We start from the raw sequence: 26,372 nt of genomic DNA, 5'->3' as shown, positions 1-26,372 counted from the left end.
TTATCTATTAGTATGCAATGACTGCACGACGGTTTTTCGCGTAGTCTGCTTCAGTGTGACCTAACACAGCTGGTTTTTCTTTACCGTAAGAAACCAGTGAAACTTGGTCACCTGAAACGCCTTTGCTTTGCAGATACATTTTAACTGCGTTAGCACGACGCTCGCCCAGTGCGATGTTGTATTCTGGAGTACCGCGCTCATCCGCATGGCCTTCAACAACAACACGTACAGATGGGTTGCTACGCAGGAATGCTGCGTGTGCATCTAACATTTCAGCGTACTCTGGAGATACGTTGTATTTATCGAAACCAAAGTAAACAGTGTTGTTCTGTTGCAGTTGTTCCATTTGCTGACGTGCCAGCTCTTCCGCAGACAGACCAGTGTTAGTTTGATTCATAGAAGAATCGTCACCAGTTTGGTCGTTGTTTTTGTTAGAGCTACAAGCTGCGACTGCCATGATTGGTAATGCGATCATCAGCCCTTTAAGCACTTTATTCAGTTGCATCGTTTTGATCCTTAATATTTTTGCCACACATTATTATTATGCATCACAGATACGGCGACCAGGCAGGGAATTTAACCTGTCCATCGGTTGCCGGAAGACGCGCTTTGAAACGCCCGTCGGTCGAAACTAGCTGCAATATAGTCCCCAAGCCTTGAGAGGAGCTATAAATTACCATAGTGCCGTTAGGTGCGATACTCGGCGTTTCATCTAGAAACGTTGACGTTAAATATTCAACGTTACCCGTTGCCAGATCCTGTTTGGCGATATGCTGCTGACCGCCCCCGGAGCTGACCATCACTAAGAAAGTTCCATCCGGGCTTACATCAGCATCCTGATTTTGCGATCCTTCATAGGAAACACGCACAGGACTACCACCATTAATATTCATTTTATAAATCTGCGGACGTCCTGCCTGATCAGAGGTATAAACTAAAGTTTGGCTATCCGGCATCCAGCTTGGTTCAGTATTATTACTACGACCATCTGTTACTTGACGAATTTGACCACTACCTAAGTCCATCACATATAAATTCAGGCTGCCTGTCTTAGACAGAGCAAAAGCTAGTTTAGTCCCATCTGGTGAGAATGCAGGTGCCCCATTATGACGTGGGAATGATGCAACCTGGCGAACGGCACCACTTGATAGAGTCTGGATAACTAGCGCAGAACTACCACTTTCAAACGTTACGTACGCAATCTTTTGGCCATCTGGTGACCAAGCTGGCGACATTAAAGGTTCTGGTGAACGGTGAACCGTAAATTGGTTAAAACCGTCATAGTCAGAAACTCGTAATTCAAACGGATATTGACCGCCGTTGGTCTTCACCACGTAAGCAATACGCGTACGGAAAGCACCACGGATACCAGTCAATTTCTCAAATACTTCATCACTTGCAGTATGCGCCGCATAGCGTAACCAATCTTTGGTCACTTTAAATTGGTTTTGCGCTAAAACTGCACCTGGGTTAGCGGCAACATCCACTAACTGATAGCTAACAACAAAGCTACCATCAGCTGCTGGTTGAACTTGACCAACAACAACCGCGTTAATACCTAACGCAGTCCAAGCCTCTGGCGTCACTTCTGAAGCCGTGCCTGGTTGCTGAGGCATGCGACTTGGTTCAATAGGGTTAAATTTACCGCTATTGCGTAAATCAGCACCAACAATTCCGCCCACTTCTTGTGGTGGTGCACCTGCGCCAGCCCATTTAAATGGGACAACGCCGATTGGCTGAGCTGAGTTAACACCTTCAGTAATCTCAATACGGATCTCTGCCTGAGCAACGGTAGCCCATAGCATTAAGAACCCGAGAACTATTTTAAACGCATGCTTCATCCTAATCTCCCTTACTGCGATATTCACCACCGCAATAATTCGCTGAATTTTAACAAAGGTATACTAACAAAACTAGATAGCACACAAACTATTTATTACATTGCCTCAAAATTTACAATACAGACTGCTCTGAGTTATTGAAAATCAAGGCTTAAATACCAATGTGCTACCCGATTTATTAAACGTATCATAGACCTCTCTGCTAGGTGGTTTTGGCATAGTCGCAAGTTTTGCTGCTCTCATTGCCGCCTCACATAACGCAGGATCATTTGCTGGATTATTTTTTGGTGAAATATTCACCAATAATCCATCTGGTGCTAACTTCAATTGCAATTCACAAGTACGTCCACGATAACTTTCTGAATCATAGAATTTACTTTGAACTGCAGCCTTAATTTTACCGGCATAACTATCAACATCAGCATTCGATGCGCCTGATTTTTTACCACCACCGCTACCCGCAGCCGTTTGTCCACCTTGCTTGCTTGGTCCTGATGCAGTTAAATCACCCAGCAAATCATCAACCGATGATGCGCTTTTCGCAGCTTCAGCTTTGGCTTTCGCAGCTTTTGCTTTCGCTTCTTTGTCTGCTTTTTCTTTAGCTTCTTTATCTGCCTTAGCTTTAGCTTCTTTTTCAGCTTTTGCTTTAGCATCAGCATCCGCTTTGGCTTTAGCTTCTTTGTCTGCTTTAGCTTTAGCGTCCGCTTCCGCTTTTTCTTTAGCTTCTTTTTCTGCCTTAGCCTTAGCAGCTTCAGCTTCTTTCTTAGCTTGTGCGTCAGCTTTTTCTTTCGCTGCCGCTTGTTCTTTCACGAGTTTTTCTTTTTCAGCTTTGGCTTGAGCAGCGGCTTCTTCCGCTATTTTTTGCTCTTCCTTCGCTTTTTTAGCTGCGTCTAAGGCTTGCTTTTTCTGCTCTTCAGCTTGTTTCTGCTGTTGTTCCGTTTCTCGCTGAGTTTGAATCCGTTCTTCTTCAAGTTTTTGCAGACGTTTTTGTTCCTGCTCTTGCTTTTCTCTTAGCTCAGCATCTTGTTTTTGTTGCTGTTCTTTACGCTCTTTAGCTGCTTGCTGGGAACTTTTTTGCTGCTGTTGAGATTGATTATATTGCTCAACAACTGCACCAGGGTCGACCATCACTGCATCAATGACAGTCCCCTCTTCCCCACCGCCGCCAAGTTGGACGACAGTCACTAAAGAGCCTATAACAATTAAAGCGACCAGTAAGATGTGCAATCCAATTGACATCATTAATGAGCGCTTCAAGTCATCCTGTTTCTCTTTTGTCTTTCCCACTCTGGTTTCCAAAAAAAGAATCGATTCTTTTCAATTATATCTGCGCCACTCTCAAAGTGGCATCAGCAAATTAAAGAGGTTGAGTCATCAAACCAACAGATTTGATCCCGGCACTGTGTAACATATTCAGCGCCTTAATGACTTCGTCATAAGGAACTTCTTTCGCACCACCAATTAGGAAAATCGTTTTCGGATTTTTTTCTAACTGTTCTTTTGCGACCGCTGAAATTTGTTCAGGTGGTAGTAATTCCATGCGCTCACCATCGACCAATAAATTATATTGATCAACACCCGCCACTTCTAAAATGACGGGGGGATTATCACTGGATGAGACGGTTTGGGTATCTGTTGCATCCGGCAAGTCAACTTCCACGCTCTGAGAGATAATGGGTGCCGTTGCCATGAAAATCAGCAAAAGCACCAACAATACGTCCAGTAATGGAACAATGTTGATTTCGGATTTTAGCTCACGTCTGCGTCTACTATTGCGCGCCATTCGCTTTTCTCCCTCGTCTTATTTCTTATCAGCCGAGAATGCTTGACGATGCAAGATAGCGAGGAATTCTTCCATAAAGTTATCGTAGCTTTGCTCAAGTTTATTCACACGTAAGTTTAAACGGTTGTATGCCATAACAGCTGGGATTGCAGCGAATAGACCGATTGCTGTTGCAATCAGAGCTTCCGCAATACCCGGAGCAACCATTTGTAGTGTTGCTTGTTTTACCGCACCCAGTGCGATAAATGCGTGCATGATCCCCCAAACGGTACCAAACAGACCGATATAAGGGCTAATTGACCCTACAGTACCTAAAAATGGGATATGCGATTCAACGGATTCCAACTCACGGTTCATGGAAATGCGCATAGCACGAGATGCACCAGTCACAACTGCATCTGGCGCATGAATATTTGCTTGATGTAAGCGAACAAATTCTTTGAAGCCAGAGTAAAAAATTTGCTCAGCGCCACCTAGTGCATCACGACGAGCTTGGCTTTCTTTATATAAGCGGGACAGCTCGATACCTGACCAGAATTTATCTTCAAATGCTTCCGCTTCGCGCGTGGCGGCATTTAAAACTTTCGTTCTCTGGATAATAATCGCCCACGATGCAATAGAAAAACCGATCAAAACGAACATAATCAGCTGAACCAATAGGCTCGCTTTTAGGAATAAATCCAAGATATTCATGTCAGTCACTGCTTAAACTCCGCGACAATAGACTTAGGAAGCGCTTTCGGCTTCATTTTAGATGTGTCCACACAAGCAATTAGGGCTGTTGCCCCACAAAGCAAGTTACCTTGCAAATCAACTAACCTTTGCTGAAAGAGTAAAGAAGCACGTTTAATTTCAACAACTTCCGTTTCCACTTCCAGCAGGTCATCTAACCGAGCGCCCTTAATAAAATCGATTGTCATACTACGGACGACAAAGCCAAGGTTCTCAGCGAGTAAACTTTGTTGGTTAATACCTTTATTCCGCAACATTTCCGTTCTTGCTCGCTCAAAAAAAGCCAGATAACGTGCATGATATACAACTCCGCCCGCATCTGTATCTTCATAATACACGCGAACAGGCCAGCGAAATAACATAAAAAAACCACTCCGTCTTAGGTTAAATTAATTAACGGTGTCACTATACGCAAGACAGTGCCGCTTTGGAATCACTTTGCAGGTAAAGATATCAAAAATAATTGCGGGTCGCATGACCCACAATCTGAATTTAGATTAACTAAAGACTTTTACAAGTCCCCAGATAAGAATGATGGCTGCAGGTAATGGGTGGAACAGCACTCGCCACGTCAATTTATTGGGTAGAAAACCCACTCCAAAAATGATGGCGCTGCAAGTTGCCCATATCATGAGAAGACCTTGCCAGATTGGAAATGCACTGGTATTTGCTGCAAACAGGGAAGGATCCCACATTACTGCACCAGCGGTTACTAAAGCTAATATAAGGATAAGGGCCCTTATCGGGCCCTTTCCTAATAGCTGATAGGATTTATCCATCAGCATACTATTTACTCACCATCTTTAGCTGTTTTAGCTTCTTTTGCACTTTCAGAGTGCTCAAGGGCTAATGCTGCAATCACTGCAAAACTACAAGCTAACAGAGTGCCGAGGATCCAGGCGAAATACCACATATGTTATGCTCCTTAATACAGTGAATGCTTGTTGCTTTCGATGAAGTTTTTGTCCAAACGACCAAACATTTTGTAGTAACACCACGCGGTGTAGCACAGGATGATTGGAACAAAAATGATAGCAACAACAGTCATAACTTGCAGAGTGAACAGGCTAGATGTCGCATCCCACATGGTCAAACTTGCATTTGGCATGATGCTTGAAGGCATGACGAATGGGAACATTGCAACACCACATGTCAAGATAATGCACGCGATAGTCAATGAGGAGAACAGGAACGCCCAACCATTTTTATCTGCTTTAGTTGCAATCATCGTTAACAGTGGTAATGCCAGACCCAGGCCAGGTAAAGCCCACAGGATTGGATACGTATTAAAGTTAGTTAACCATGCACCAGAAACAACTTCTACAGTTTTGTTCAGTGGGTTAGACGGGCTTAATGTATCAATCGTTGAAGTCACAACATAACCATCGATACCCATCACTAACCATACGCCAGCACCAGCAAAAGCAGCTAAAGTGATAAACGCACAGATGTAAGTTGCTTTACGGGTACGTAAGTGCAGTTCGCCCGTTGTACGCATTTGCAGATAAGTTGCACCTTGGGTAACAATCATCATTAAACCGACAACACCAGCTAACAGACCGTATGGGTTCAGCAGACCAAACAGGTTACCTGTATAAGTCAGATACTGTTGGTTATCGATTTGCAGTGGAACACCCAGTAACAGGTTACCAAACGCAACACCGATAACTAACGGAGGCACGAAACCACCGATGAACAGACCCCAGTCCCACATGCTACGCCATTTTGGGTTCTCCAGTTTAGAACGGTAGTCGAAACCAACCGGACGGAAGAACAATGCAGCTAATACCAAAATCATAGCGACATAGAAGCCAGAGAATGAAGCAGCATAAACCTGAGGCCATGCAGCAAACATTGCACCACCCGCTGTGATTAACCAAACTTGGTTACCATCCCAGTGCGGTGCGACTGAGTTAATCATAACGCGGCGTTCAGTATCTGTTTTACCTAAGATAGGTAATAAGAAGCCTACGCCCATGTCAAAGCCATCCGTGACGGCAAATCCAATCAGCAGTACGCCGATAAGGATCCACCACACAAATCGAAGAACTTCATAATCAAACATAAGTGGACTCCTGTTTACTGAACGTCGTGTGCTGAACTATTTTTCTGTTCAAAATGGTAACGACCGGTTTTCAGGCTGCTAGGCCCTTTGCGAGCGAATTTGAACATTAAGAACATTTCGGCAATCAAGAACAGTGTATACAGACCACAGATCAGAGCCATAGAGAAGATCAGGTCTTGTGGGGTTAAGTTAGAGTGTGCGACCGAAACCGGTAACACTTCACCAATTGCCCACGGTTGACGACCATACTCCGCCACGAACCAGCCTGATTCAATAGCAATCCATGGTAATGGAATACCAAACAGAGCCAGACGAAGCAGCAGTTTGCTCTTACCAATACGGTTACGAACAACTGACAGGAATGACCAACCGATGATTAACAGTAACGCGAAGCCGACTGCAACCATGATACGGAATGCCCAGAACAGTGGTGCAACATTAGGAATACTGTCTTTAACCGCTTTCTGAATTTGTTCTTCTGTCGCATCAACAACGTTTGGTGTGTATTGTTTTAACAGAAGGCCATAGCCAAGGTCTTTTTTACTTGCTTCGAACGCAGCACGCAGTTCTGGGCTCTTATCACCAGCTAACAGCTGTTGTAATTGACCATAAGAAACCATACCGTTACGGATACGGACTTCGTGTTGCTTCATCAGATCTTTCAGACCTAATACTGGCGTGTCGATAGAACGCGTTGCAATAATACCCATCGCCCATGGAATTGAGATAGAGAATGTATTCTCTTGTTTCTCATTGCTTGGGAATGCGATTAGGTTAAATGCAGCTGGAGGCGCATGGGTTTCCCACTCTGCTTCAACAGCGGCCAGCTTCGTTTTCTGCACGTCACCCATTTCGTAACCTGATTCATCACCAAGAACGATAACAGAAAGAACGGCAGCCATACCAAAGCTTGCAGCAATTGCAAAAGAGCGCTTAGCGAATGCCAAGTCACGACCTTTAAGCATATAGTAAGAGCTGATACCCAGAATGAACATGGCACCAGTACAATAACCAGCAGCAACTGTGTGAACGAATTTAACTTGCGCAACTGGGTTCAGGACTAGCTCAGAGAAGCTAACCATTTCCATACGCATTGTTTCGTAGTTGAAGTCTGCAGCGATAGGGTTTTGCATCCAACCGTTCGCAACCAGAATCCACAGCGCAGAGAAGTTAGAACCTAAAGCAACTAACCAAGTCACCGCAAGGTGCTGAGTTTTGCTTAAACGATCCCAACCGAAGAAGAATAAACCAACAAAGGTAGATTCTAAGAAGAATGCCATCAGACCTTCGATTGCCAGAGGCGCACCGAAGATATCTCCAACATAGTGGGCGTAGTATGACCAGTTAGTCCCGAATTGGAACTCCATAGTCAGACCAGTCGCAACACCCAGAGCGAAGTTAATACCAAATAACTTGCCCCAGAACTTAGTCATATCTTTATAAATTTGTTTACCAGACAGCACATATACCGTCTCCATAATCGCAAGCAAAAACGCCATACCGAGCGTTAATGGAACGAACAGGAAGTGATACATCGCAGTTAAGGCAAACTGTAATCGTGACAGTTCGACAATATCAAACATCTTGACTCCTTGCTCCTAGCAGGAAGACACCGACTTGCGGCAACCCAGCTTCCAGTGTTAAACAGGAAAGCCTCTTAACTACCAGCAAAAAATGCCTCAAAACAACAAATAATTAACAAAAGTAAAAGAAAAAACCTACCATAATAATAGTACGCCTATCTTCACATACAATAAACTTCTTTTACGTGATTCAGATTTGAATTCTGAAGTTATATCAATAATTATACCCTTTAATAGAAAAATGAGTATTTGATCGAGCACCAATTTAAGCAATTTGGGCAAATAAAGCTAGTGGTAATAAATTGATTTACGTCAATTTTTTCTCACTTGTTAATTGTTTTCGACCCGATTCAAATAATAGTTAGCCAGTTGTTAACTATCTGTTATTTTAATTGATATAGGTTTTTTTACTTTTTTAATAAGATTAAAACAAAATGATAACTTTTGTTTTTCTCAATCTAAAAAAGAATGTTTATTTATAATAGCAGCCCATTTCTAAATTATTACTTTATTTATTAATAAAGATAATTATCGTAGAAAAAGCCCTATATTCAGTTAATCAAAATAATTTCAAAATAAAAAATTGATCTAATATCAAATTAGGCTATTTCCCATTTTGTGCTATTTCATATTCAATAATAAACTTACTCAAAACTTACTATTTATGCTGATTTATTTTGGTATTACTCATTAAAAATCCTACCTTTTAAGCTTTTAGTAGGAATTACATGAAATAAGTACAATCATTAGCCATAAAAAAACCCGTGCTTCCTAGAAAGCACGGGCTTCGTCTCTTACGTTATACGAGCTATAAGCTCATATTGCGCTTATTTGTTTAGCATAGACTTCACTGCATCGCCGATATCAGCCAAGCTACGTACAGTTTTCACGCCAGCTGCTTCTAAAGCAGCAAATTTCTCGTCGGCAGTACCTTTACCACCAGCGATAATTGCACCAGCATGTCCCATACGCTTACCTTTAGGTGCAGTCACACCCGCGATATAGCCAACAACAGGCTTAGTAACGTGCTCTTTGATGTATGCAGCCGCTTCTTCTTCCGCGTTACCACCGATTTCACCGATCATCACGATCGCTTCAGTTTGTGGGTCTTCTTGGAATAATTTCAGGATATCGATAAAGTTTGAACCAGGAATTGGGTCACCACCGATACCAACACAAGTAGATTGGCCTAAACCTGCATCCGTTGTTTGTTTTACCGCTTCATAAGTCAGTGTACCTGAACGTGAAACAATACCAACTTTACCTGGCATATGAATGTGGCCAGGTTGGATACCGATTTTGCACTCGCCCGGAGTGATAACACCTGGGCAGTTAGGGCCAATCATACGAACGCCAGCTTCATCTAATTTCACTTTAACAGTCAGCATATCCAGTGTTGGGATACCTTCTGTGATAGTGATGATCAGTTTGATACCTGCATCAATCGCTTCAAGGATAGAATCCTTACAAAATGGTGCTGGTACGTAGATAACAGATGCCGTTGCACCCGTTGCTTCTACTGCTTCACGCACAGTGTTAAATACCGGTAAACCTAGGTGAGTTGTACCACCTTTACCTGGCGTTACACCGCCAACCATTTTTGTACCGTAAGCAATAGCTTGTTCGGAGTGGAAAGTACCTTGACCGCCAGTGAATCCTTGGCAAATTACTTTGGTGTTTTTATCGATTAAAATAGACATTATTTAGCCTCCGCCGCTGCTACTGCTTTCTTAGCTGCATCTGTCAGGCTGTTTGCAGCGATAATATTTAAGCCGCTGTCTGCCAGTTTTTTCGCACCTAACTCTGCATTGTTACCTTCTAAACGTACAACTACTGGTACATTCACGCCAACTTCTTCTACTGCACCAATGATGCCGTCTGCAATCAGGTCACAGCGAACGATACCACCAAAAATGTTTACGAATACAGCTTTAACGCTCTTATCCGAAAGAATGATTTTAAATGCTTCAGTTACGCGCTCTTTGGTTGCACCGCCACCAACGTCAAGGAAGTTAGCTGGCGCACCGCCGTGCAGTTTAACGATGTCCATGGTACCCATTGCAAGGCCCGCACCGTTAACCATACAACCGATGTTACCATCCAGAGCAACGTAGTTAAGTTCCCATTTAGCTGCTTGAGCTTCACGCGCATCTTCTTGAGATGGATCGTGCATTTCACGCATTTCAGCTTGACGATACAGAGCGTTGCTATCCACGCCTAATTTACCGTCTAAGCAAACTAAATCGCCTTCAGTATTGATAACTAATGGGTTAACTTCGATCAGCGCTAAATCGCGCTCTAAGAACATGGTCGCTAAGCCCATGAAGATTTTAGCGAATTGGCTAACTTGTTTGCCAGTTAAGCCTAATTTGAATGCCAGTTCACGACCTTGATATGGCATTGGGCCAGTCAGTGGATCGATAACTGCTTTGTGGATCAGATCTGGTGTTTCTTCAGCAACTTTTTCAATTTCAACGCCGCCTTCCGTTGAAGCCATGAATACAACACGACGTGTACCACGGTCAACGACTGCACCTAAATACAGTTCTTTAGCGATGTCAGTCGCGCTTTCAACCAAAATTTGGTTAACCGGCTGACCATTTGCATCAGTTTGGTAAGTAACCAGATTCTTACCTAACCATTTTTCAGCAAATTCACGGATGTCATTGATATCTTTTGTAACTTTTACGCCGCCAGCTTTACCACGTCCACCTGCGTGAACTTGGCATTTGATAACCCATGGACCATTACCGATTTTTTTCGCCGCAGCTACTGCTTCTTCTACTGATGAACAGGCATAACCAGTTGGTGCTGGTAAACCATAGCGTGTAAAAAGCTGTTTTGCCTGATACTCGTGTAAATTCATGATGTTCTATCCATAATTGAGTCTGGAGGAGCGTTTATCGCCCCTTGCAATTGTTACAGATTTAGCAGCCAGCGAACTGGCTGCATCGGTTACCTCAGACCGGACAGGTTGTCCCCCTGCCCTGTTATGTTTCTATACGTCTAGCAGTAAACGAGTTGGATCTTCCAACATATCTTTGATAGCCACTAAGAAGCCAACTGATTCACGACCATCGATTAAACGGTGGTCATAAGACAGCGCTAAATACATCATTGGAAGAATTTCTACCTTACCATTAACAGCCATTGGGCGGTCTTTGATGGCATGCATGCCTAAGATTGCGCTTTGTGGTGGGTTAATGATTGGAGTAGACATCAGAGAACCGAACACACCACCGTTAGTGATAGTGAAGTTACCGCCACTTAAATCTTCAACAGTTAATTTACCGTCGCGACCTTTGACAGCCAGCTCTTTAATATTTTTCTCAATATCAGCCATGCTCATTGCATCCACATCACGCAGAACTGGTGTTACCAGGCCACGCGGTGTTGACACCGCAATACTGATGTCGAAATAGTTATGGTAAACCACGTCAGAACCATCGATAGAAGCGTTCACTTCTGGATAGCGTTTCAGTGCTTCAACCGCCGCCTTAATGTAGAAAGACATAAAGCCTAAACGTACACCGTGACGTTTTTCGAATGCTTCACCGTACTGCGCACGCAGGTCTTTAATAGGCTGCATGTTGATTTCGTTGAAGGTTGTTAACATCGCCGTGCTGTTTTTCGCTTCCAACAGACGCTCTGCAATACGTTTACGCAGGCGAGTCATCGGAACACGTTTTTCACTACGGTGAGCTAATGGTGCTTGAGCTGCAGCTGGTGCTTGAGCCGCAGGTGCCGCTGCTGGTTTAGCTGCTAAATGTTTTTCAACATCTTCACGAGTCAGACGACCGCCAACACCAGTTCCCTTGATATCCGCAGGGTTCAGGTTGTGCTCAGCGACCAGACGACGAATCGCTGGGCTCAGTGCATCGTTGCTTTCTTCTTCTAAGCTCGCTGTTTGGCGTGCTGCTGGTGCAGGTGCTGCTTCTTTAACTTCAGCAGGAATACCGGTGCTATCGCCTAAACGAATGCGACCCAGTAACTGTTTAGATAAAACAGTTGCGCCTTCTTCTTCAATAATGGCTTCCAGAACACCTGCTTCACTTGCAGGAACTTCAAGAACAACTTTGTCTGTTTCGATCTCAACCAGAACTTCATCACGCTGAACACTGTCACCTGGTTTTTTATGCCATGTGGCAACCGCTGCATCAGCGACGGATTCAGGAAGATCGGGAACAAGAATTTCTACGCTACTCATTTTCTATCCTTTAATTATGCAATGTTCAAAGCGTCATTAACCAGGGCCGCTTGTTGTTCCTGGTGAACGGAGGTATAACCAACTGCTGGAGAAGAAGAAGCTGCTCGACCCGCATAGCGTAAAGTTGCGCCTGCTGGGATAGCTTCATGGAAATTGTGCTGGCTGCAATACCAAGCACCTTGGTTCAGTGGCTCTTCTTGGCACCAAACGAAATCTTTCACATGAGCATACTGAGCGAATACTTTTTGGATATCTTCACGTGGGAACGGATACAGCTGTTCAATACGCACGATAGCCACATCTTTTTGCTCTTTCTTACGACGTTGTTCTAATAAATCGTAATAAACTTTACCGGAACACATAACGACGCGTTTCACATCTTTCGGATTAATTTCGTCAATTTCACCGATAACTGGTTGGAATGAACCATTTGCCAGCTCATCCATGCTAGAAACTGCTAATGGATGACGTAACAGTGACTTAGGTGACATAACAATCAGAGGTCGACGCATATCGCGCAGTGCTTGACGGCGTAACATGTGATAAACCTGAGCTGGTGTTGATGGCACACACACTTGCATGTTTTGATCCGCACACAGTTGCAGGTAACGCTCTAAACGTGCAGATGAGTGCTCTGGGCCCTGACCTTCATAACCATGAGGCAGTAACATGACCAGACCACACATACGACCCCATTTTTGCTCACCTGAGCTAATGAATTGGTCGATAACAACTTGCGCACAGTTAGCAAAGTCACCGAACTGAGCTTCCCAAATAGTCAGTGCGCGCGGTTCAGTTGTCGCATAGCCATACTCAAATGCCAATACTGCGTTTTCAGTCAGAACAGAATCCCAAACGTTGAATACGCCTTGACCACTATGAACATTTTGCAGAGGCACGTACACAGAACCATTAGTTTGGTTGTGAACAACGGCATGACGGTGGAAGAACGTACCACGACCCGCATCTTCACCAGATAAACGGATTGGAATACCTTCATCGACTAACGTACCGTAAGCCAGAGTTTCTGCAGCACCCCAGTCGAGTAATTTTTCGCCTTTCGCCATTTCAGCGCGGTCAGAATAAATTTTCTCAACACGAGATTGCGCAACGATGCCTTCAGGGATCGTGCTCAGCTTAGTTGCTAACTCAGTTAAACGTTTAATATCGTAGTTAGATTTGTATTGCTCATTCCACTCATGGTTTAAGTACGGTTCCCATGTATAAGAATGCAGACCCATTTCACGATATTCTTCAACAACACAATCACCACGGTCTAATGCGTCACGATACAGGTTAACCATTTCAGTGACTTCATTCGCAGAAACCACGCCAGCTTCGATTAAACGGTCTGCGTAGATTTTACGTGGAGTTGGATGCTGTTTGATTTTTTGGTACATGATTGGCTGAGTTGCACTTGGCTCATCAGCTTCGTTATGACCATGACGGCGGTAACACACTAAGTCGATCATCACATCGCGCTTAAAGGTGTTACGGAAATCTAAGGCTAAGCGAGTCACGAATGCGACGGCTTCAGGGTCATCAGCATTAACGTGGAAAATAGGTGCCTGCACCATTTTCACGATATCAGTACAGTATTCTGTTGAACGTGTGTCTTTCGGGTTGGAGGTTGTGAAACCAACTTGGTTGTTGATAACGATACGCATGGTACCGCCAACTTCATAACCACGAGCCTGAGACATGTTCAGAGTTTCTTGTACAACACCTTGACCGGTTACTGCTGAGTCACCGTGAATGGTGATTGGCAGAACCATGTTGCTGCGACCTTCGTCCAGACGGTCACGGCGAGCACGTACAGAACCGATAACTACAGGGCTTACGATTTCTAAGTGTGATGGGTTAAATGCCAGTGCTAAGTGAACACGGGAACCCGCAGTTTCGAAATCAGAAGAGAAACCTTGGTGATATTTAACGTCACCAGCACTTGAATGGTCTTTATGCTTACCAGCAAATTCATCAAATAATTCAGCCGGTTTTTTACCCAGAATGTTGATCAGGACGTTTAGGCGGCCACGGTGCGCCATACCAAGCACCACTTCACGGGTGTCTTGTTTGCCTGCATGATGGATAAGATCCTTCAGCATAGGGATCAGTGCATCACCACCTTCTAAAGAGAAACGTTTTGCACCTGGGAATTTTGCACCAAGGTAACGCTCAAGACCTTCCGCTGCTGTTAATTCAGCTAAGAAGCGACGCTTTTCTTCTTTAGAGAATTGCTGCGCAACATTCACAGATTCTAAACGTTGTTGAATCCAACGTTTTTCTTCTGTGTTAGTAATGTGCATATATTCCGCACCAATGGAGCCGCAATAGATGCGTTTCAGGTGGTCATATAGCTCGCTGAGTTTCATGGTTTCTTTGCCAATTGCAAATGAACCCACGTTGAAAGTTTCGTCGAAATCTTCTTTGGTTAGGTTATGGAATGTAGGGTCCAGATCTGGAACGGCTTCGCGTTTCCAAAGTCCTAACGGGTCGAGATTTGCATTTTGATGTCCGCGGAAGCGGAAGGCATTGATAAGCTGCAAAACTTTAACTTGTTTTGCGTCGATCGTTGGATCGCTAACAGAGGTGTGGTAACGGGTAGAATCTTTTGCTAAGCGACGGAAGTATTCTCGTGCTTGCGAGTGTAATTGCTCACCGCTATTACCCGCTCCAGGTAGTTGCTGGAAGATTTCTCTCCATTCGACATCTACGGAATTAGGGTCAGTCAGATAATCTTCATAGAGCTGTTCTATATAAGACTGGTTCGCGCCTGCCAGAAAGCTTGAATCCAGCCAGTCCTTCATTACGCCGTTCTGCATTGTGATCCCTTAAGCTTTATAAGCTTTAGTTTTCGCCGTGGTTAACTAATCGCCGCATTTAAGCGACCTCGATAAAGGTTCTCTTGGACGTGCTTTTTGCATGTTCTCACTTTGGGAGTCCCTCTTATCAATTAAGGGTTTCCCTTTTAAGGAACCTTTAAAAACTGTCTACGGTTTTTAAAGGTTCCTTGCTTTCGCAAGTGTCTTCATCTGGTTTTGCAGTTGGCTTTTTACTTTCACTTTTTGACTTTTTACTTTACGTTTCAGTGATTCAATTTAAGACTTATACTTACTTTACGCTTATTTTTTACTTTAAGTACGTATTTTGTGCTATCCAAATTTAGCCTACGGCACCTAAGCGCCGCAGGCTGTATCGATTTAGGCGCTATGTTTCAATAACATAGACTTAATGTGACCGATAGCTTTCGTTGGATTTAGTCCTTTAGGGCATACATTGACACAATTCATGATGCTATGACAGCGGAAAACACTAAAAGCGTCGTTCAGATCATCTAATCGTGAATCTGTTTCAGTATCGCGACTATCAATTAAGAATCTATATGCAGCTAATAGACCTGCTGGACCGATAAATTTGTCCGGATTCCACCAGAAAGATGGGCATGAAGTTGAACAGCATGCACACAGAATACACTCGTAAAGACCATCAAGTTTTTCACGTTGTTCTGGTAGCTGTAAGTTTTCACGCGCCGGCGGATTCTTATTATCATTAAGAAGATACGGACGAATTTTTTCGTATTGAGTATAAAATTGTGTCATGTCGATGATCAGGTCACGAATCACTGGCAGACCTGGTAATGGACGGATCACAATTTTTTTACCACTACGGGTTAAAGCAGACAATGGCGTGATACAAGCCAGTCCGTTTTTACCGTTCATGTTCAGACCATCAGAACCACACACACCTTCACGGCAAGAACGACGAAATGAGAGTGTTGGATCTTGTTCTTTTAACTGAATTAACGCATCCAGCAGCATCATGTCACGCCCTTCTTTCACTTCAAGGGTGTAATCTTGCATGCGTGGCGCATTGTCTACATCAGGATTGTAGCGATAAATCGAAAATTCTAGTTTCATAGTTTATTTCTCCGCAACTGGATTAACACCACGCATTAATAGGTACGAATCTTCGGTGGGAAGGCTTCACGCAACTTAGGTTGCATGTTCACTTCACGACGAGTCATCGTTTCAGATTGCGGTAGATATAATGAGTGACATAACCAATTTGCATCATCACGATCTGGGAAGTCAAAGCGGCTGTGAGCACCACGGCTCTCTGTACGGAAGTTTGCAGCTTGTGCCGTTGCATAAGCAGTTTCCATCAGGTTATCCAGCTCTAAACATTCGATACGTTGGGTATTGAACTCAGTTGAAGTGTCATCCAGACGCGCATTTTTCAGACGTTCACGGATTTCTTTCAGCTCTTCTAAGCCCTTCGCCATTGCATCCCCTTCACGGAATACGGAGAAGTTGTTCTGCATACAAGATTGCAGTGCTTTACGGATATCAGTTGGATCTTCACCCGTACGCGCATTTTCCCAACGATTGAAACGAGCCATTGCTGCATCGATGTCTGATTCAGATGCATCACGCATTGGGCCTTGTTCCATGATGGATTCATTCAAGTGTAAACCAGCAGAACGACCAAATACCACGAGGTCAAGCAGGGAGTTACCGCCTAAACGGTTAGCGCCGTGTACAGATACACAAGCAATCTCACCCACAGCAAACAGACCCGGAATCACTTCGTCTTCGCCTTTTTCGTTATAGCGAATCGCTTGACCCGTCACTTTAGTTGGAATACCACCCATCATATAGTGACACGTTGGGATAACTGGGATTGGCTCTTTAACTGGGTCAACGTGGGCAAAGGTACGAGATAATTCAAGGATACCCGGTAAGCGAGATTCCAGAACGTCTTTTCCTAAGTGATCCAGTTTCAGTTTCGCGTGTGGACCCCATGGGCCATCACAACCACGACCTTCACGGATTTCAATCATGATTGAACGTGCAACAACGTCACGACCAGCAAGGTCTTTTGCGTTTGGTGCATAACGTTCCATGAAGCGCTCGCCATCTTTGTTCAGCAGATAACCGCCTTCACCACGACAGCCTTCTGTGACCAGAACACCTGCGCCAGCGATACCCGTTGGGTGGAACTGCCACATTTCCATATCTTGTAATGGAACACCAGCACGCACAGCCATACCCACACCGTCACCCGTATTGATGTGTGCGTTAGTGGTGGATTGGTAAATACGACCTGCACCACCCGTTGCTAAGATGGTTGCTTTCGCTTTGAAGTAAACCAGCTCGCCCGTTTCCATGCAGATTGCAGTACAGCCTACGATATCGCCATCTTGGTTTTTCACTAAATCCAGTGCATACCATTCAGAGAAAATCGTAGTGTGATTTTTTAAGTTTTGCTGATACAGAGTATGTAACAGCGCGTGACCAGTACGGTCCGCTGCAGCAGCAGTACGTGCCGCTTGCTCGCCACCGAAATTCTTAGACTGACCACCGAATGGACGTTGATAAATACGACCATCATCAAGACGAGAGAAAGGCAATCCCATATGTTCTAATTCAAGGATAGCTTCCGGCCCTGTTTTACACATGTACTCGATAGCGTCTTGGTCACCGATATAATCGGAACCTTTAACAGTATCGTACATATGCCATTCCCAGTTGTCAGGGTGTGTGTTACCGAGTGCAACAGTGATACCACCTTGCGCTGACACAGTATGAGAACGAGTTGGAAATACTTTAGATAACAAAGCACAAGATAGGCCTTGTTGAGAAATTTGTAGTGCTGCGCGCATACCTGCACCGCCCGCACCGATAACGATAGCGTCAAACTCTCTGATTGGCAGATTCATTTTATGCACCCCACACAACAATTGTTCCGTAAATTAAGTAAGCCAGCAAACCAACCACAATGGCCAGTTGCAGCACTAAGCGAATCGCCAGCGGCTTAACATAGTCAGTCAGTACTTGCCACATACCAATCCAGGCATGCACAAGAATCGAGAACAATGTGAGGATAGTGAATACTTTGGTCACAGAGGAGGCAAAGAAGCCACGCCATACTTCATAGGTAATATCATTAATTGCTACGAAGCCAACAATGTAGAGTACGTAGAGGACGATAACGATCGCCGAACCACGAATTAGCAGCCAGTCCTGGATACCAGTACGGCCTAAAGCTGATGCATTACTTACCATACTAAGATCCCCGCCAGAATTGCCAGAATTACAGTAATTACAAATGTAATTTTTGCGGATGAGTTGCCCGCAGCAAGGGTTTCATCAACACAACCGAAATCCATCAGCATATGACGAATACCACCACAAATGTGGTATGCCAGCGCTGTTAAGATCCCCCAAAGAATGAACTTAGCAAAAAAGCCAGTCATTATTTCAGACGCGTATTGAAAACCTTCTGGAGAGGAGAGAGAAGTCCCTAGCAACCAAAGCAGAATACCAACTGCGATGAGAGTAATGACGCCAGAGACACGGTGCAAGATCGACGATATTGCAGTAATCGGAAAGTGAATCGTCTGCAAATCAAGGTTGACAGGTCTTTGTTTTTTCACAATTTTGCCCACACAGCTCTTTATTATTTTCCATCCTCCGGACCTGGGGTGGAAATCAGACAGCGACAGGGGTACAAAATGCAACTTAACACAAACTTTAATCCATCATGTTTGAATAAAGTTGCATACTGATCACGCTGGGAACTCCTACTCAGGGTAATCCGGAGACCTGGCGCCAGTATAAAGTCTTCACATTGCTATTACAATTCCCACACAAAAGGTTTGGAGACATTTAGCCCGAACAGTGAGAAGGATCACGATTTAAACATTTTATATAAATGTGCTTATCTTATTTGACAATGATTCAACATTTATCTTACATATATGCCTGACAGATTTATCTGAATACGTTACGGATGACCCAAAGTCGTATAGTAATGTGAATGAGTATGCAAGTATAAACAAAAGTTATGAAAGTTGTTTCCCTTACCACAAATAATGATATTGTAGAGAAAACAACAAAAAAAGAACATAACGCCCTATACACTCGCAAACAACCTAACCACATTGTTATCGGTATTGATATTGGTTGCCGGATTTCAAGGTTTTATGTGATATCCCGCTGATTTTCTCAACACACCGATAGAACAATGCTCAAAGACGCAGTATAACGCTGAGTTCTGGGTTGTTGAGTGTGGATTATCAAGCGCTAAGGAGACCGTAAATGGCTGATAACAAAGCTAAGATAATGACTGGAAGTAAAGGTGATTTCGAACTAGACATCCTAAGCCCGACCATTGGCCAAGATGTTATCGATGTACGAGCTTTAGGTTCTAAAGGGTTCTTCACATACGACCCCGGTTTTACTTCTACCGCATCCTGTGAGTCAAAAATTACCTATATCGATGGTGATAAAGGCGTTCTACTCCACCGTGGTTTCCCAATTGATCAACTCGCCACTCAAGCCTCATACCTTGAAGTCTGTTATATCCTGTTATACGGCGAAGCACCAACCCAAGAACAGTACAATACATTTAAAAATACGGTGACTCGCCACACCATGATCCATGAGCAAATCACTCGCATGCTTAATGGTTTCCGTCGTGACTCTCACCCAATGGCAGTTCTGTGTGGGGTAACAGGTGCTCTAGCAGCGTTCTACCACGATGCATTAGACGTTAATAACCCTCGCCACCGTGAAATCACCGCTTACCGTCTGCTGTCCAAAATGCCGACCGTTGCAGCGATGTGTTATAAATACTCTATCGGACAACCTTTTGTTTATCCTCGTAATGATTTATCTTACGCGGGTAACTTCTTGCACATGATGTTCTCTACACCATGTGAAGAATATGTGGTTAATCCAGTACTTGAACGCGCAATGGACCGTATTTTGATCCTGCACGCTGACCACGAACAAAACGCATCAACCTCAACAGTCCGTACCGCAGGTTCTTCCGGCGCTAACCCATTTGCGTGTATTGCAGCAGGTATTGCATCTCTGTGGGGACCTGCTCATGGTGGTGCTAACGAAGCCTGCTTACGTATGCTTGAAGAGATTCAAACTGTTGAGCACATCCCAGCATTTATCGAACGTGCAAAAGATAAAAACGACTCTTTCCGCTTAATGGGCTTCGGTCACCGTGTTTATAAAAACCATGACCCACGCGCTACCGTTATGCGTGAAACTTGCCATGAAGTCCTGAACGAGCTGGGTCTAAATGATAGCCTGCTTGAAGTGGCCATGGAATTAGAACGTATCGCACTGAACGACCCGTACTTCATTGAGAAGAAACTGTACCCTAACGTTGACTTCTACTCAGGTATCATCCTGAAAGCAATGGGTATTCCATCTTCAATGTTTACCGTTATCTTCGCAATTGCACGTACCATTGGTTGGATTGCACATTGGAACGAAATGCACGATGAAGGTCTGAAAATTGCACGTCCTCGCCAACTGTACACTGGCTACGACAGACGTGAATTCAGCTCTGAGTTAGACAAAAAATAATTTAACTCACTCATCACTAAAGCCTCGAAGATTCGGGGCTTTTTAATTTCTAACATTCTATTTTTATTCTATTTTTTCAGTCTTGATTCACCGCTGTATTCTCGCGGTGTCATCCCGCTCATTTTGCGGAAAAAACTAATAAATGCGCTGTCACTGGCTAAACCTAACTCTTGAGTAATAAATCCGTAGGTTTTCTCCTGCGCTAACAGCTCTATCCCTTTGATAAATCGCCATTGTTGTCGCCACGCCTGATAACTCATTCCTGTCTCTTTTAGAAAAACTCGAGTAATGGTCTTCTCACTGGCACCAACCGTTTGAGCTAATTGGTTCAAAGGTGGAGGAAGTCGTTCTAGATCTAGAGACTTGAAACGTCTGTCATGAGGTAAAGACAGCAGAGTGGGCTCCGCTGTTGCACATTGTAATTCATCAATAAAAACAGGAAGTAACCTTGCTAGTCGCCCTTCTCGCCAGTCACTCTCGAAAGGCGCCACCGCGATACGTTCCAGCAACTCTCGAAGCAAAGGAGAGATACTTAAAATAGACACCTGACCAGATATTTGCTGCGCATATTCTTGACTTAGGTAAACAGACCGATACCCTACCGAAGCACGCATTTGTACTCGATGCTGTGTAAATGGTGGGATCCACGCAACTCTCCCTGGCGGTAGTAACGAAATCTCATTCTGTAAGCTAATGCGAATACAGCCTTGTTGTGTAAATAACAACTGCCCCATTTCATGAGTATGCGCTCCTGAATCATGTTGCCCCATTTGGGCTGCAATCCCCAATACGGGGGCATCATACCAGTGAGTTTGAAACTCATCCGTCTGTAATAACCACGCCATAAATGTCTCTTTTTTGATATTTATTGTCTTTATTATTGTAATAAGACAAATAAAAAGCCACTAAACTTTGCGCCATTCCACATACTTTGAAAATAAATAGGTAAATCAATATGGAACGCGTACTTTCATTATCTTTAGCAATAGCGCTAATGATGTTTCCGCAAATTGTCGAAACCATTTATAGTCCAGCGTTAACGGATATTGCGGCTGCATTTCAGGTGAATGCCGATCAAGCCTCTCAAACGCTGTCGCTCTATTTCTTTGCTTTCGCTTTTGGTGTCGTATTTTGGGGCAGAATGTGTGATGTGATTGGGCGTCGTCCCACTATTTTGCTTGGGTTATTTCTGTATGGAATAGCCTCTGTAAGCGCACTTTTTGTCTCACATTTCTATGGGTTGCTGTTACTACGTATGCTATCTGCGTTTGGTGCTGCAGTTGGCTCTATTGGCACACAAACCATGATGCGAGACAGTTTCCAAGGTCATAAGTTAGCCAAAGTTTTTTCGGTGATGGGCATCGCCTTAGCAATAAGCCCCGCCCTTGGGATGATTTTCGGTGCCAGCTTAGTTTGGTTAGGTAGTTACCAAGCCGTTTTTATGGGTTTAGCGTTGTTAGCTTCCATACTTTTGTTATGGTCATGTTATAAGCTTCCTGAGACCAAACCACAGAACGTGATCAAAACCCCATTTTTAACCACGTTTTTACACATGTTAGGGGATAAACGAATTCTCCAAAATGTGATGTTGATAGCATTTTTCAACATTAATTTATTCAGTTATTACCAGCTTGGCCCCTTTATTTTTGAACAATTAACGTTCAACCAACAACAATTTGGTCTGACTGGGATTCTGTTAGCGTTTGGTGTCGGTCTCGGTTCACTGATTAATCGCACATTATTGGCGAAAACGTGGTCACCAGAAAAGCTCGTTAAACTGGCAAGTGGGCTCTCTATTGTCAGTAGTGGTTTAGTTTATCTGCTGCAAAGTCATATTGGGTTTGTGCTACCAATTATGGGCATTGTGGTGGGCTATGGGATCGCAATTCCGAATATTTTGGCGCACGCTCTGGATCATTATCAAGACAGAAAAGGCACCGCCGGCGCAATTTTAGGTTTGTTTTACTATTTAGGATTAGCTCTCGGATTAATGGCCGCCGGCGAGGTTCAAAACCTAGGGTTAGTGCTAACCACGTCAAGCCTAATATTGCTCCTTACCGCACTAAAATACCGAACTTAAATCAAACTTAAATTTGATATTTAACGGAAAAAAAATCAAATTATCTTTATTGCATAGCTATTTTCTATTGCGCAGTTATTTCTATTGCATAGCTATTACATAGCAATTTTCTAAATAGTTCATGCTGTGGCAAGGCGGTGAACAAAGACAGCTTGGGGAGCATACATAAGTATGTGACCCAAGTGGCTGCGTGAAACCAACACAGCCACAGCATGAAATATGACGAAAATTTAAGCGGGGTTATCGATGTCGATAAAGGTAGCATTTACCTCATGATTATCATTCAACCACTCCGTCAACGCCTTAATCCCATAACGCTCTGTTGCGTGGTGCCCTGCACTGTAGAAATGGATCCCCATCTCTCTTGCAATATGAATGGTTTGCTCTGACACTTCCCCTGTCACAAACGCATCTACACCAAATTCTGCCGCTTGCATAATAAAGCCCTGGCCGCCGCCAGTACACCATGCAATTTGACGAATTTCTTCTTTGGCGTTATCACCACAATGCAATACTTTACGCCCTAAGCGATTTTCTAAACGCTCGGTTAATTCTGCGGGGGTAATGGGTTGGTCGAAAAAGCCAAATGGCATCAGTGGCTCAATGTTGCCATTGACTTGCACACCCATAATATGGGCCAGTTGCGCATTGTTACCTAATACTGGGTGAGCATCTAATGGTAGGTGATAACCGTACAGGTTAATGTCATTCGCCAGCAATGTTTTTAGGCGATTTCTTTTCATACCTTTGATAATGGCCGGTTCGTTTTTCCAAAAGTAGCCATGATGCACAATCACCGCATCGGCATTGAGTCTGACCGCTTCATCCAATAATGCTTGGCAAGCTGTCACGCCTGTCACGATTTTTTTAACATGAGGGCGACCCTCTACTTGTAATCCATTTGGGGCATAGTCTTGGATTTCACTGACTTTCAGCTCGTCGTTAATCAGTTCTTCTAACTTAAAATTATGCATAATCGTATCCTTTACCTACTGAATTCCTACTTATTCATATTCAATTAGCATAAACGTAAATGATATTTTTTTCTGCTGTATTTATTGGCAAACTCACACAAGCTAAGAACTCAGTCAAATTTGAAAGAGAGATAATTAAACAAAAAGGCTCCCCCACTGAGAGCCTTCTTGAGTTTACAAAATTGCGACTATTATTAGTCTTTCTTCGATTTATTCGCAAAGAAAATATCAGATTGAATGTCTTCAGTTCGAATAGTGAAAAGTTGGTTAGTTAAATCCTCAGTGAGCTTCTCAGCACTAGCCATCACATCCAGATTAAACTTGTTAAGCATTTTATTGGCAGCGGCTTTATCTGTTTTCGCCATTTTTAAGTAATTCACTTCCATGGCTTTTTGCTCTAACGCCGTTTTTGCTTCCCACTCTTGGTAGGCTTTTTTCACAATAGGCGCCAGTTTAGGGTAGTCCGTCATCACTAATGTTTGTAATTTACGGTATTTCCAATAAATAGAATCGCTGTCTGCCTTGTCTGTCCCAATACCATAATGTTTTGGATAAGCCTCTAACCCACTATAGAAAGGAACAAACGCGGTCAAATCCGCCATTCCTAGACCAACATATGTCACTTCACCAATTTCTTGCGGTAACTCTGGACGTACTTGCATCACATGCGCTTCATAAGTTCTAAACACACTGATTGGTCGCCATGGCTCTTTTCCGTTTAAGCCATTGGTATACGGGTCATGTTCCGTGCCTTCAAAGTGATTACGTAGCATGGCTTTCGCTTCTTCAACAGAAACTTTTTTCTCTGGTGTTAAGAAAGGAGCAAAATTTCTACCATCTGCAATATCTTGTTTTAACGATGGATTAAACTGCTGCTGAATGATCCAAACTCGTGGATCGTTATAATCACGATCACGCTCATCATCACGCGTATAGGCTTTAGAAAAATTGAATGCGCCATCTTTAGCAGGATTGTATAAACCCTTTTCTACTGCAAATTCAACGAGATTTTTAGAGCCTAGCATATCGGGATTATTCACCTCAAACGCTTGTAAACGCCCCTGATTACCCGTTGCAAAGTATTTATCTTTTGCAATTTTTTGAGCCATCCATTGATGACCCGTTCCCGTTTCTAAATACCACAGTTCATTTTTATCGACGACAGCAACACCAAAGCCTTCACCAGCACCTTGGGCTTCAATAATATTACCTAAAATCTCCACCGCTTCACGGGCTGTTTTTGCGCGGGAAAGAAGTACATCTGGAATATCATCTTCGGTAATTCCAGTTTCTTCAACATAGGGATCGAACGCTAATGCTTTAGGAGAAGCAAATATAGATTCAGTACCACTGACTCCTACACCTAATTCATTAAATCCTGTCGCACCATGTAATTGTGTTTTCCAATTTGGCACAGTTGTATATCGCAATGAATTTTTTGGTAATGGGTAGGTAAAATTATTAGCACCATTATGTTCTTTTGTACTGTATATTCCGGATTGATTTTTCTTTGCTGGATGTATGACAAAATGCTGAGCTTTTAATGCGCTGCTATCAGCGCTTCTCGCGATAATTAACGAGCCATCATTCGTGGCTTCACTACCCGCAAGCAGAGTGGTACAAGCCAATCCCGATGATATTAATGCGATATTAATTGACAATGCGATAACACATTTTTTAAATAGAATCATGATATTCCTCATTTGCTATTTATAATTAAATATCTTTTGAATTTTAATAAAATAAAATCTAATTTTATTGGGAATGGATATTAGCAATGAGATAAAGATAATTACCGTGATTCACTTCTCAGTGTCAAACAAGTTAATTTATTTAAATTTCAAATTAAATAACATGACTTTAATTTAAATAACATTGAAGTATAGGAATTAATTATTATGATTTTTATATAAAAAAATCCCCACAATTAAATTATTGCAGGGATATCTTTTTAGTGAATTGAATCACTGATTAACGATGGCTTTCCATCGTCACTTCTGAGCTAGCCAACCACACAGGCTTGTCGCTCGTTTTAGCCCAGACTTTATGCAGGTAGCTATAAAATCTTGCTCTTTTTGGGTAAAAAACCATAACCGGAAACGCAATAATGCCAGCTGTTACAGCAGCAGTGCGGCGTAAAAGTACCTGATTACGGGAATATTCTTGATATGTGGACATCGATATCCTCCTTCAGTAGCCACTTAATTTTGCCGATTCCAGTTTTGCTCTTTACTTCTATTTAACTTAATTCACGTTTAACTCAATTCGCATTGAGCGTAAATCACCAAAGAGGCACTAAAATCGAACACCAAAGTTAATCTTCATTAACGGAATCTATAATAACGCAATTTGTGTAATTAAACTACTCATCTGACCACTTAAATATAAAATAAATTAACTTTTTGACTCAGTTTCGTTGTTTTATTACGAAATGTAGCAAGATACCGTACAAAACAAACAAATAAATCACATTCCATTAACAAACTATACTTAGATAATCTCTTCATCATCACGAAGCGATTTTAATTGGGCATTTTTATACTATTTTTACACCCCACCTGGTTTTTTTATCAGCTTCTTTACAAGCAAATGCCTAACCTAGCGCAATGGAAATAATAAGGAGATAACAATGTCACTACTTTCCATTTCTGGGGCAGTTCTTGTTGTTGTACTGCTGGTTTATCTGATTTATGCCCTGCTCAACGCGGAGAATTTCTGAT

The 26,372-nt window shown here is 43.1% G+C and carries 25 protein-coding genes; 3 read left to right on the top strand and 22 right to left on the bottom strand.

What is annotated here, in order from left to right; all coding sequences use genetic code 11:
• Positions 1–7: 7 nt before the first annotated feature.
• The 18 genes from pal to sdhC all read right to left on the bottom strand — a co-directional run bounded on the left by pal (position 8) and on the right by sdhC (position 18,659).
• Entirely contained in the window at positions 8–505 is a 498-nt protein-coding gene (pal, locus tag H0913_RS05765) for a peptidoglycan-associated lipoprotein Pal (RefSeq protein ID WP_006660438.1), read from the bottom strand.
• A gap of 43 nt (positions 506–548) precedes the next feature.
• Positions 549–1,841 carry a Tol-Pal system beta propeller repeat protein TolB gene (gene tolB / locus H0913_RS05760; RefSeq protein ID WP_036947763.1) on the bottom strand — a complete coding sequence of 431 codons (1,293 nt, stop codon included), beginning with the start codon at positions 1,839–1,841 and terminating at the stop codon, positions 549–551.
• Between the two features lie 144 nt (positions 1,842–1,985).
• Complete coding sequence (gene tolA / locus H0913_RS05755) at positions 1,986–3,128, bottom strand: cell envelope integrity protein TolA (protein WP_181478129.1); 1,143 nt, start codon at positions 3,126–3,128, stop codon at positions 1,986–1,988.
• A gap of 70 nt (positions 3,129–3,198) precedes the next feature.
• The gene (gene tolR / locus H0913_RS05750; RefSeq protein WP_154604646.1) at positions 3,199–3,624 is read right to left on the bottom strand and encodes a colicin uptake protein TolR; all 426 of its coding nucleotides are present in this window, start codon (positions 3,622–3,624) and stop codon (positions 3,199–3,201) included.
• A gap of 18 nt (positions 3,625–3,642) precedes the next feature.
• On the bottom strand, positions 3,643–4,326 hold the full coding sequence (tolQ, locus tag H0913_RS05745; RefSeq protein WP_036947783.1) for a Tol-Pal system protein TolQ: 684 nt from the start codon (positions 4,324–4,326) through the stop codon (positions 3,643–3,645).
• Positions 4,323–4,718 (bottom strand): tol-pal system-associated acyl-CoA thioesterase, encoded by a 396-nt coding sequence (ybgC, locus tag H0913_RS05740; RefSeq protein WP_036947785.1) that lies wholly within the window; start codon positions 4,716–4,718, stop codon positions 4,323–4,325. The genes tolQ and ybgC overlap by 4 nt, the downstream gene beginning before the upstream one ends.
• Before the next feature lie 135 nt (positions 4,719–4,853).
• Positions 4,854–5,141: a cyd operon protein YbgE gene (ybgE, locus tag H0913_RS05735; RefSeq protein WP_132494279.1), complete on the bottom strand. Its 288-nt coding sequence runs from the start codon at positions 5,139–5,141 to the stop codon at positions 4,854–4,856.
• 5 nt (positions 5,142–5,146) lie between these two features.
• Positions 5,147–5,269: a cytochrome bd-I oxidase subunit CydX gene (gene cydX, locus H0913_RS05730; RefSeq protein ID WP_006660445.1), complete on the bottom strand. Its 123-nt coding sequence runs from the start codon at positions 5,267–5,269 to the stop codon at positions 5,147–5,149.
• A gap of 12 nt (positions 5,270–5,281) precedes the next feature.
• Positions 5,282–6,421 (bottom strand): cytochrome d ubiquinol oxidase subunit II, encoded by a 1,140-nt coding sequence (cydB, locus tag H0913_RS05725; RefSeq protein WP_154604645.1) that lies wholly within the window; start codon positions 6,419–6,421, stop codon positions 5,282–5,284.
• A 14-nt stretch (positions 6,422–6,435) separates the two neighbouring features.
• Complete coding sequence (gene cydA / locus H0913_RS05720) at positions 6,436–8,004, bottom strand: cytochrome ubiquinol oxidase subunit I (protein ID WP_154604644.1); 1,569 nt, start codon at positions 8,002–8,004, stop codon at positions 6,436–6,438.
• A gap of 827 nt (positions 8,005–8,831) precedes the next feature.
• Positions 8,832–9,704, bottom strand: coding sequence for a succinate--CoA ligase subunit alpha (gene sucD / locus H0913_RS05715; RefSeq protein WP_036947794.1), 873 nt, complete (start codon positions 9,702–9,704; stop codon positions 8,832–8,834).
• The gene (gene sucC / locus H0913_RS05710) at positions 9,704–10,870 is read right to left on the bottom strand and encodes an ADP-forming succinate--CoA ligase subunit beta (RefSeq protein WP_154604643.1); all 1,167 of its coding nucleotides are present in this window, start codon (positions 10,868–10,870) and stop codon (positions 9,704–9,706) included. The genes sucD and sucC overlap by 1 nt, the downstream gene beginning before the upstream one ends.
• 132 nt (positions 10,871–11,002) lie before the next feature.
• Entirely contained in the window at positions 11,003–12,211 is a 1,209-nt protein-coding gene (odhB, locus tag H0913_RS05705) for a 2-oxoglutarate dehydrogenase complex dihydrolipoyllysine-residue succinyltransferase (RefSeq protein WP_036947796.1), read from the bottom strand.
• Between the two features lie 14 nt (positions 12,212–12,225).
• A complete protein-coding gene (sucA, locus tag H0913_RS05700) occupies positions 12,226–15,033 on the bottom strand; it encodes a 2-oxoglutarate dehydrogenase E1 component (RefSeq protein WP_154639005.1) in 2,808 nt (935 codons plus the stop codon).
• Between the two features lie 378 nt (positions 15,034–15,411).
• A complete protein-coding gene (locus tag H0913_RS05695; protein ID WP_036947808.1) occupies positions 15,412–16,128 on the bottom strand; it encodes a succinate dehydrogenase iron-sulfur subunit in 717 nt (238 codons plus the stop codon).
• A gap of 35 nt (positions 16,129–16,163) precedes the next feature.
• Positions 16,164–17,930 carry a succinate dehydrogenase flavoprotein subunit gene (sdhA, locus tag H0913_RS05690; RefSeq protein WP_108479381.1) on the bottom strand — a complete coding sequence of 589 codons (1,767 nt, stop codon included), beginning with the start codon at positions 17,928–17,930 and terminating at the stop codon, positions 16,164–16,166.
• A gap of 1 nt (position 17,931) precedes the next feature.
• The gene (gene sdhD / locus H0913_RS05685) at positions 17,932–18,276 is read right to left on the bottom strand and encodes a succinate dehydrogenase membrane anchor subunit (RefSeq protein ID WP_036947812.1); all 345 of its coding nucleotides are present in this window, start codon (positions 18,274–18,276) and stop codon (positions 17,932–17,934) included.
• Complete coding sequence (gene sdhC / locus H0913_RS05680; RefSeq protein WP_004909059.1) at positions 18,270–18,659, bottom strand: succinate dehydrogenase cytochrome b556 subunit; 390 nt, start codon at positions 18,657–18,659, stop codon at positions 18,270–18,272. The genes sdhD and sdhC overlap by 7 nt, the downstream gene beginning before the upstream one ends.
• Before the next feature lie 652 nt (positions 18,660–19,311).
• Between sdhC and H0913_RS05675 the strand changes: the two genes are divergently transcribed.
• The gene (locus tag H0913_RS05675; RefSeq protein ID WP_036947815.1) at positions 19,312–20,598 is read left to right on the top strand and encodes a citrate synthase; all 1,287 of its coding nucleotides are present in this window, start codon (positions 19,312–19,314) and stop codon (positions 20,596–20,598) included.
• Positions 20,599–20,666: 68 nt separating this feature from the next.
• On the opposite strand, the gene H0913_RS05670 is transcribed toward H0913_RS05675, so the two are convergent.
• Complete coding sequence (locus H0913_RS05670; RefSeq protein ID WP_181478128.1) at positions 20,667–21,443, bottom strand: AraC family transcriptional regulator; 777 nt, start codon at positions 21,441–21,443, stop codon at positions 20,667–20,669.
• Between the two features lie 110 nt (positions 21,444–21,553).
• On the opposite strand from H0913_RS05670, the gene H0913_RS05665 reads away from it, so the two are divergent.
• Positions 21,554–22,678 carry a Bcr/CflA family efflux MFS transporter gene (locus tag H0913_RS05665; RefSeq protein WP_181478127.1) on the top strand — a complete coding sequence of 375 codons (1,125 nt, stop codon included), beginning with the start codon at positions 21,554–21,556 and terminating at the stop codon, positions 22,676–22,678.
• A 230-nt stretch (positions 22,679–22,908) separates the two neighbouring features.
• On the opposite strand, the gene H0913_RS05660 is transcribed toward H0913_RS05665, so the two are convergent.
• The 3 genes from H0913_RS05660 to H0913_RS05650 all read right to left on the bottom strand — a co-directional run bounded on the left by H0913_RS05660 (position 22,909) and on the right by H0913_RS05650 (position 25,830).
• Positions 22,909–23,652 (bottom strand): type 2 GTP cyclohydrolase I, encoded by a 744-nt coding sequence (locus H0913_RS05660; protein ID WP_154639008.1) that lies wholly within the window; start codon positions 23,650–23,652, stop codon positions 22,909–22,911.
• 194 nt (positions 23,653–23,846) lie between these two features.
• Entirely contained in the window at positions 23,847–25,343 is a 1,497-nt protein-coding gene (locus H0913_RS05655; RefSeq protein WP_181478126.1) for a C69 family dipeptidase, read from the bottom strand.
• A 280-nt stretch (positions 25,344–25,623) separates the two neighbouring features.
• Positions 25,624–25,830: a YbfA family protein gene (locus tag H0913_RS05650; protein ID WP_006660462.1), complete on the bottom strand. Its 207-nt coding sequence runs from the start codon at positions 25,828–25,830 to the stop codon at positions 25,624–25,626.
• A 451-nt stretch (positions 25,831–26,281) separates the two neighbouring features.
• Between H0913_RS05650 and kdpF the strand changes: the two genes are divergently transcribed.
• Positions 26,282–26,371: a K(+)-transporting ATPase subunit F gene (gene kdpF / locus H0913_RS18855; RefSeq protein ID WP_071524944.1), complete on the top strand. Its 90-nt coding sequence runs from the start codon at positions 26,282–26,284 to the stop codon at positions 26,369–26,371.
• Position 26,372 lies beyond the last annotated feature (1 nt).

The organism is Providencia rettgeri, from assembly GCF_013702265.1.
Taxonomy (GTDB): domain Bacteria; phylum Pseudomonadota; class Gammaproteobacteria; order Enterobacterales; family Enterobacteriaceae; genus Providencia; species Providencia zhijiangensis.
This window is presented reverse-complemented; position numbering and strand designations above follow the sequence as displayed.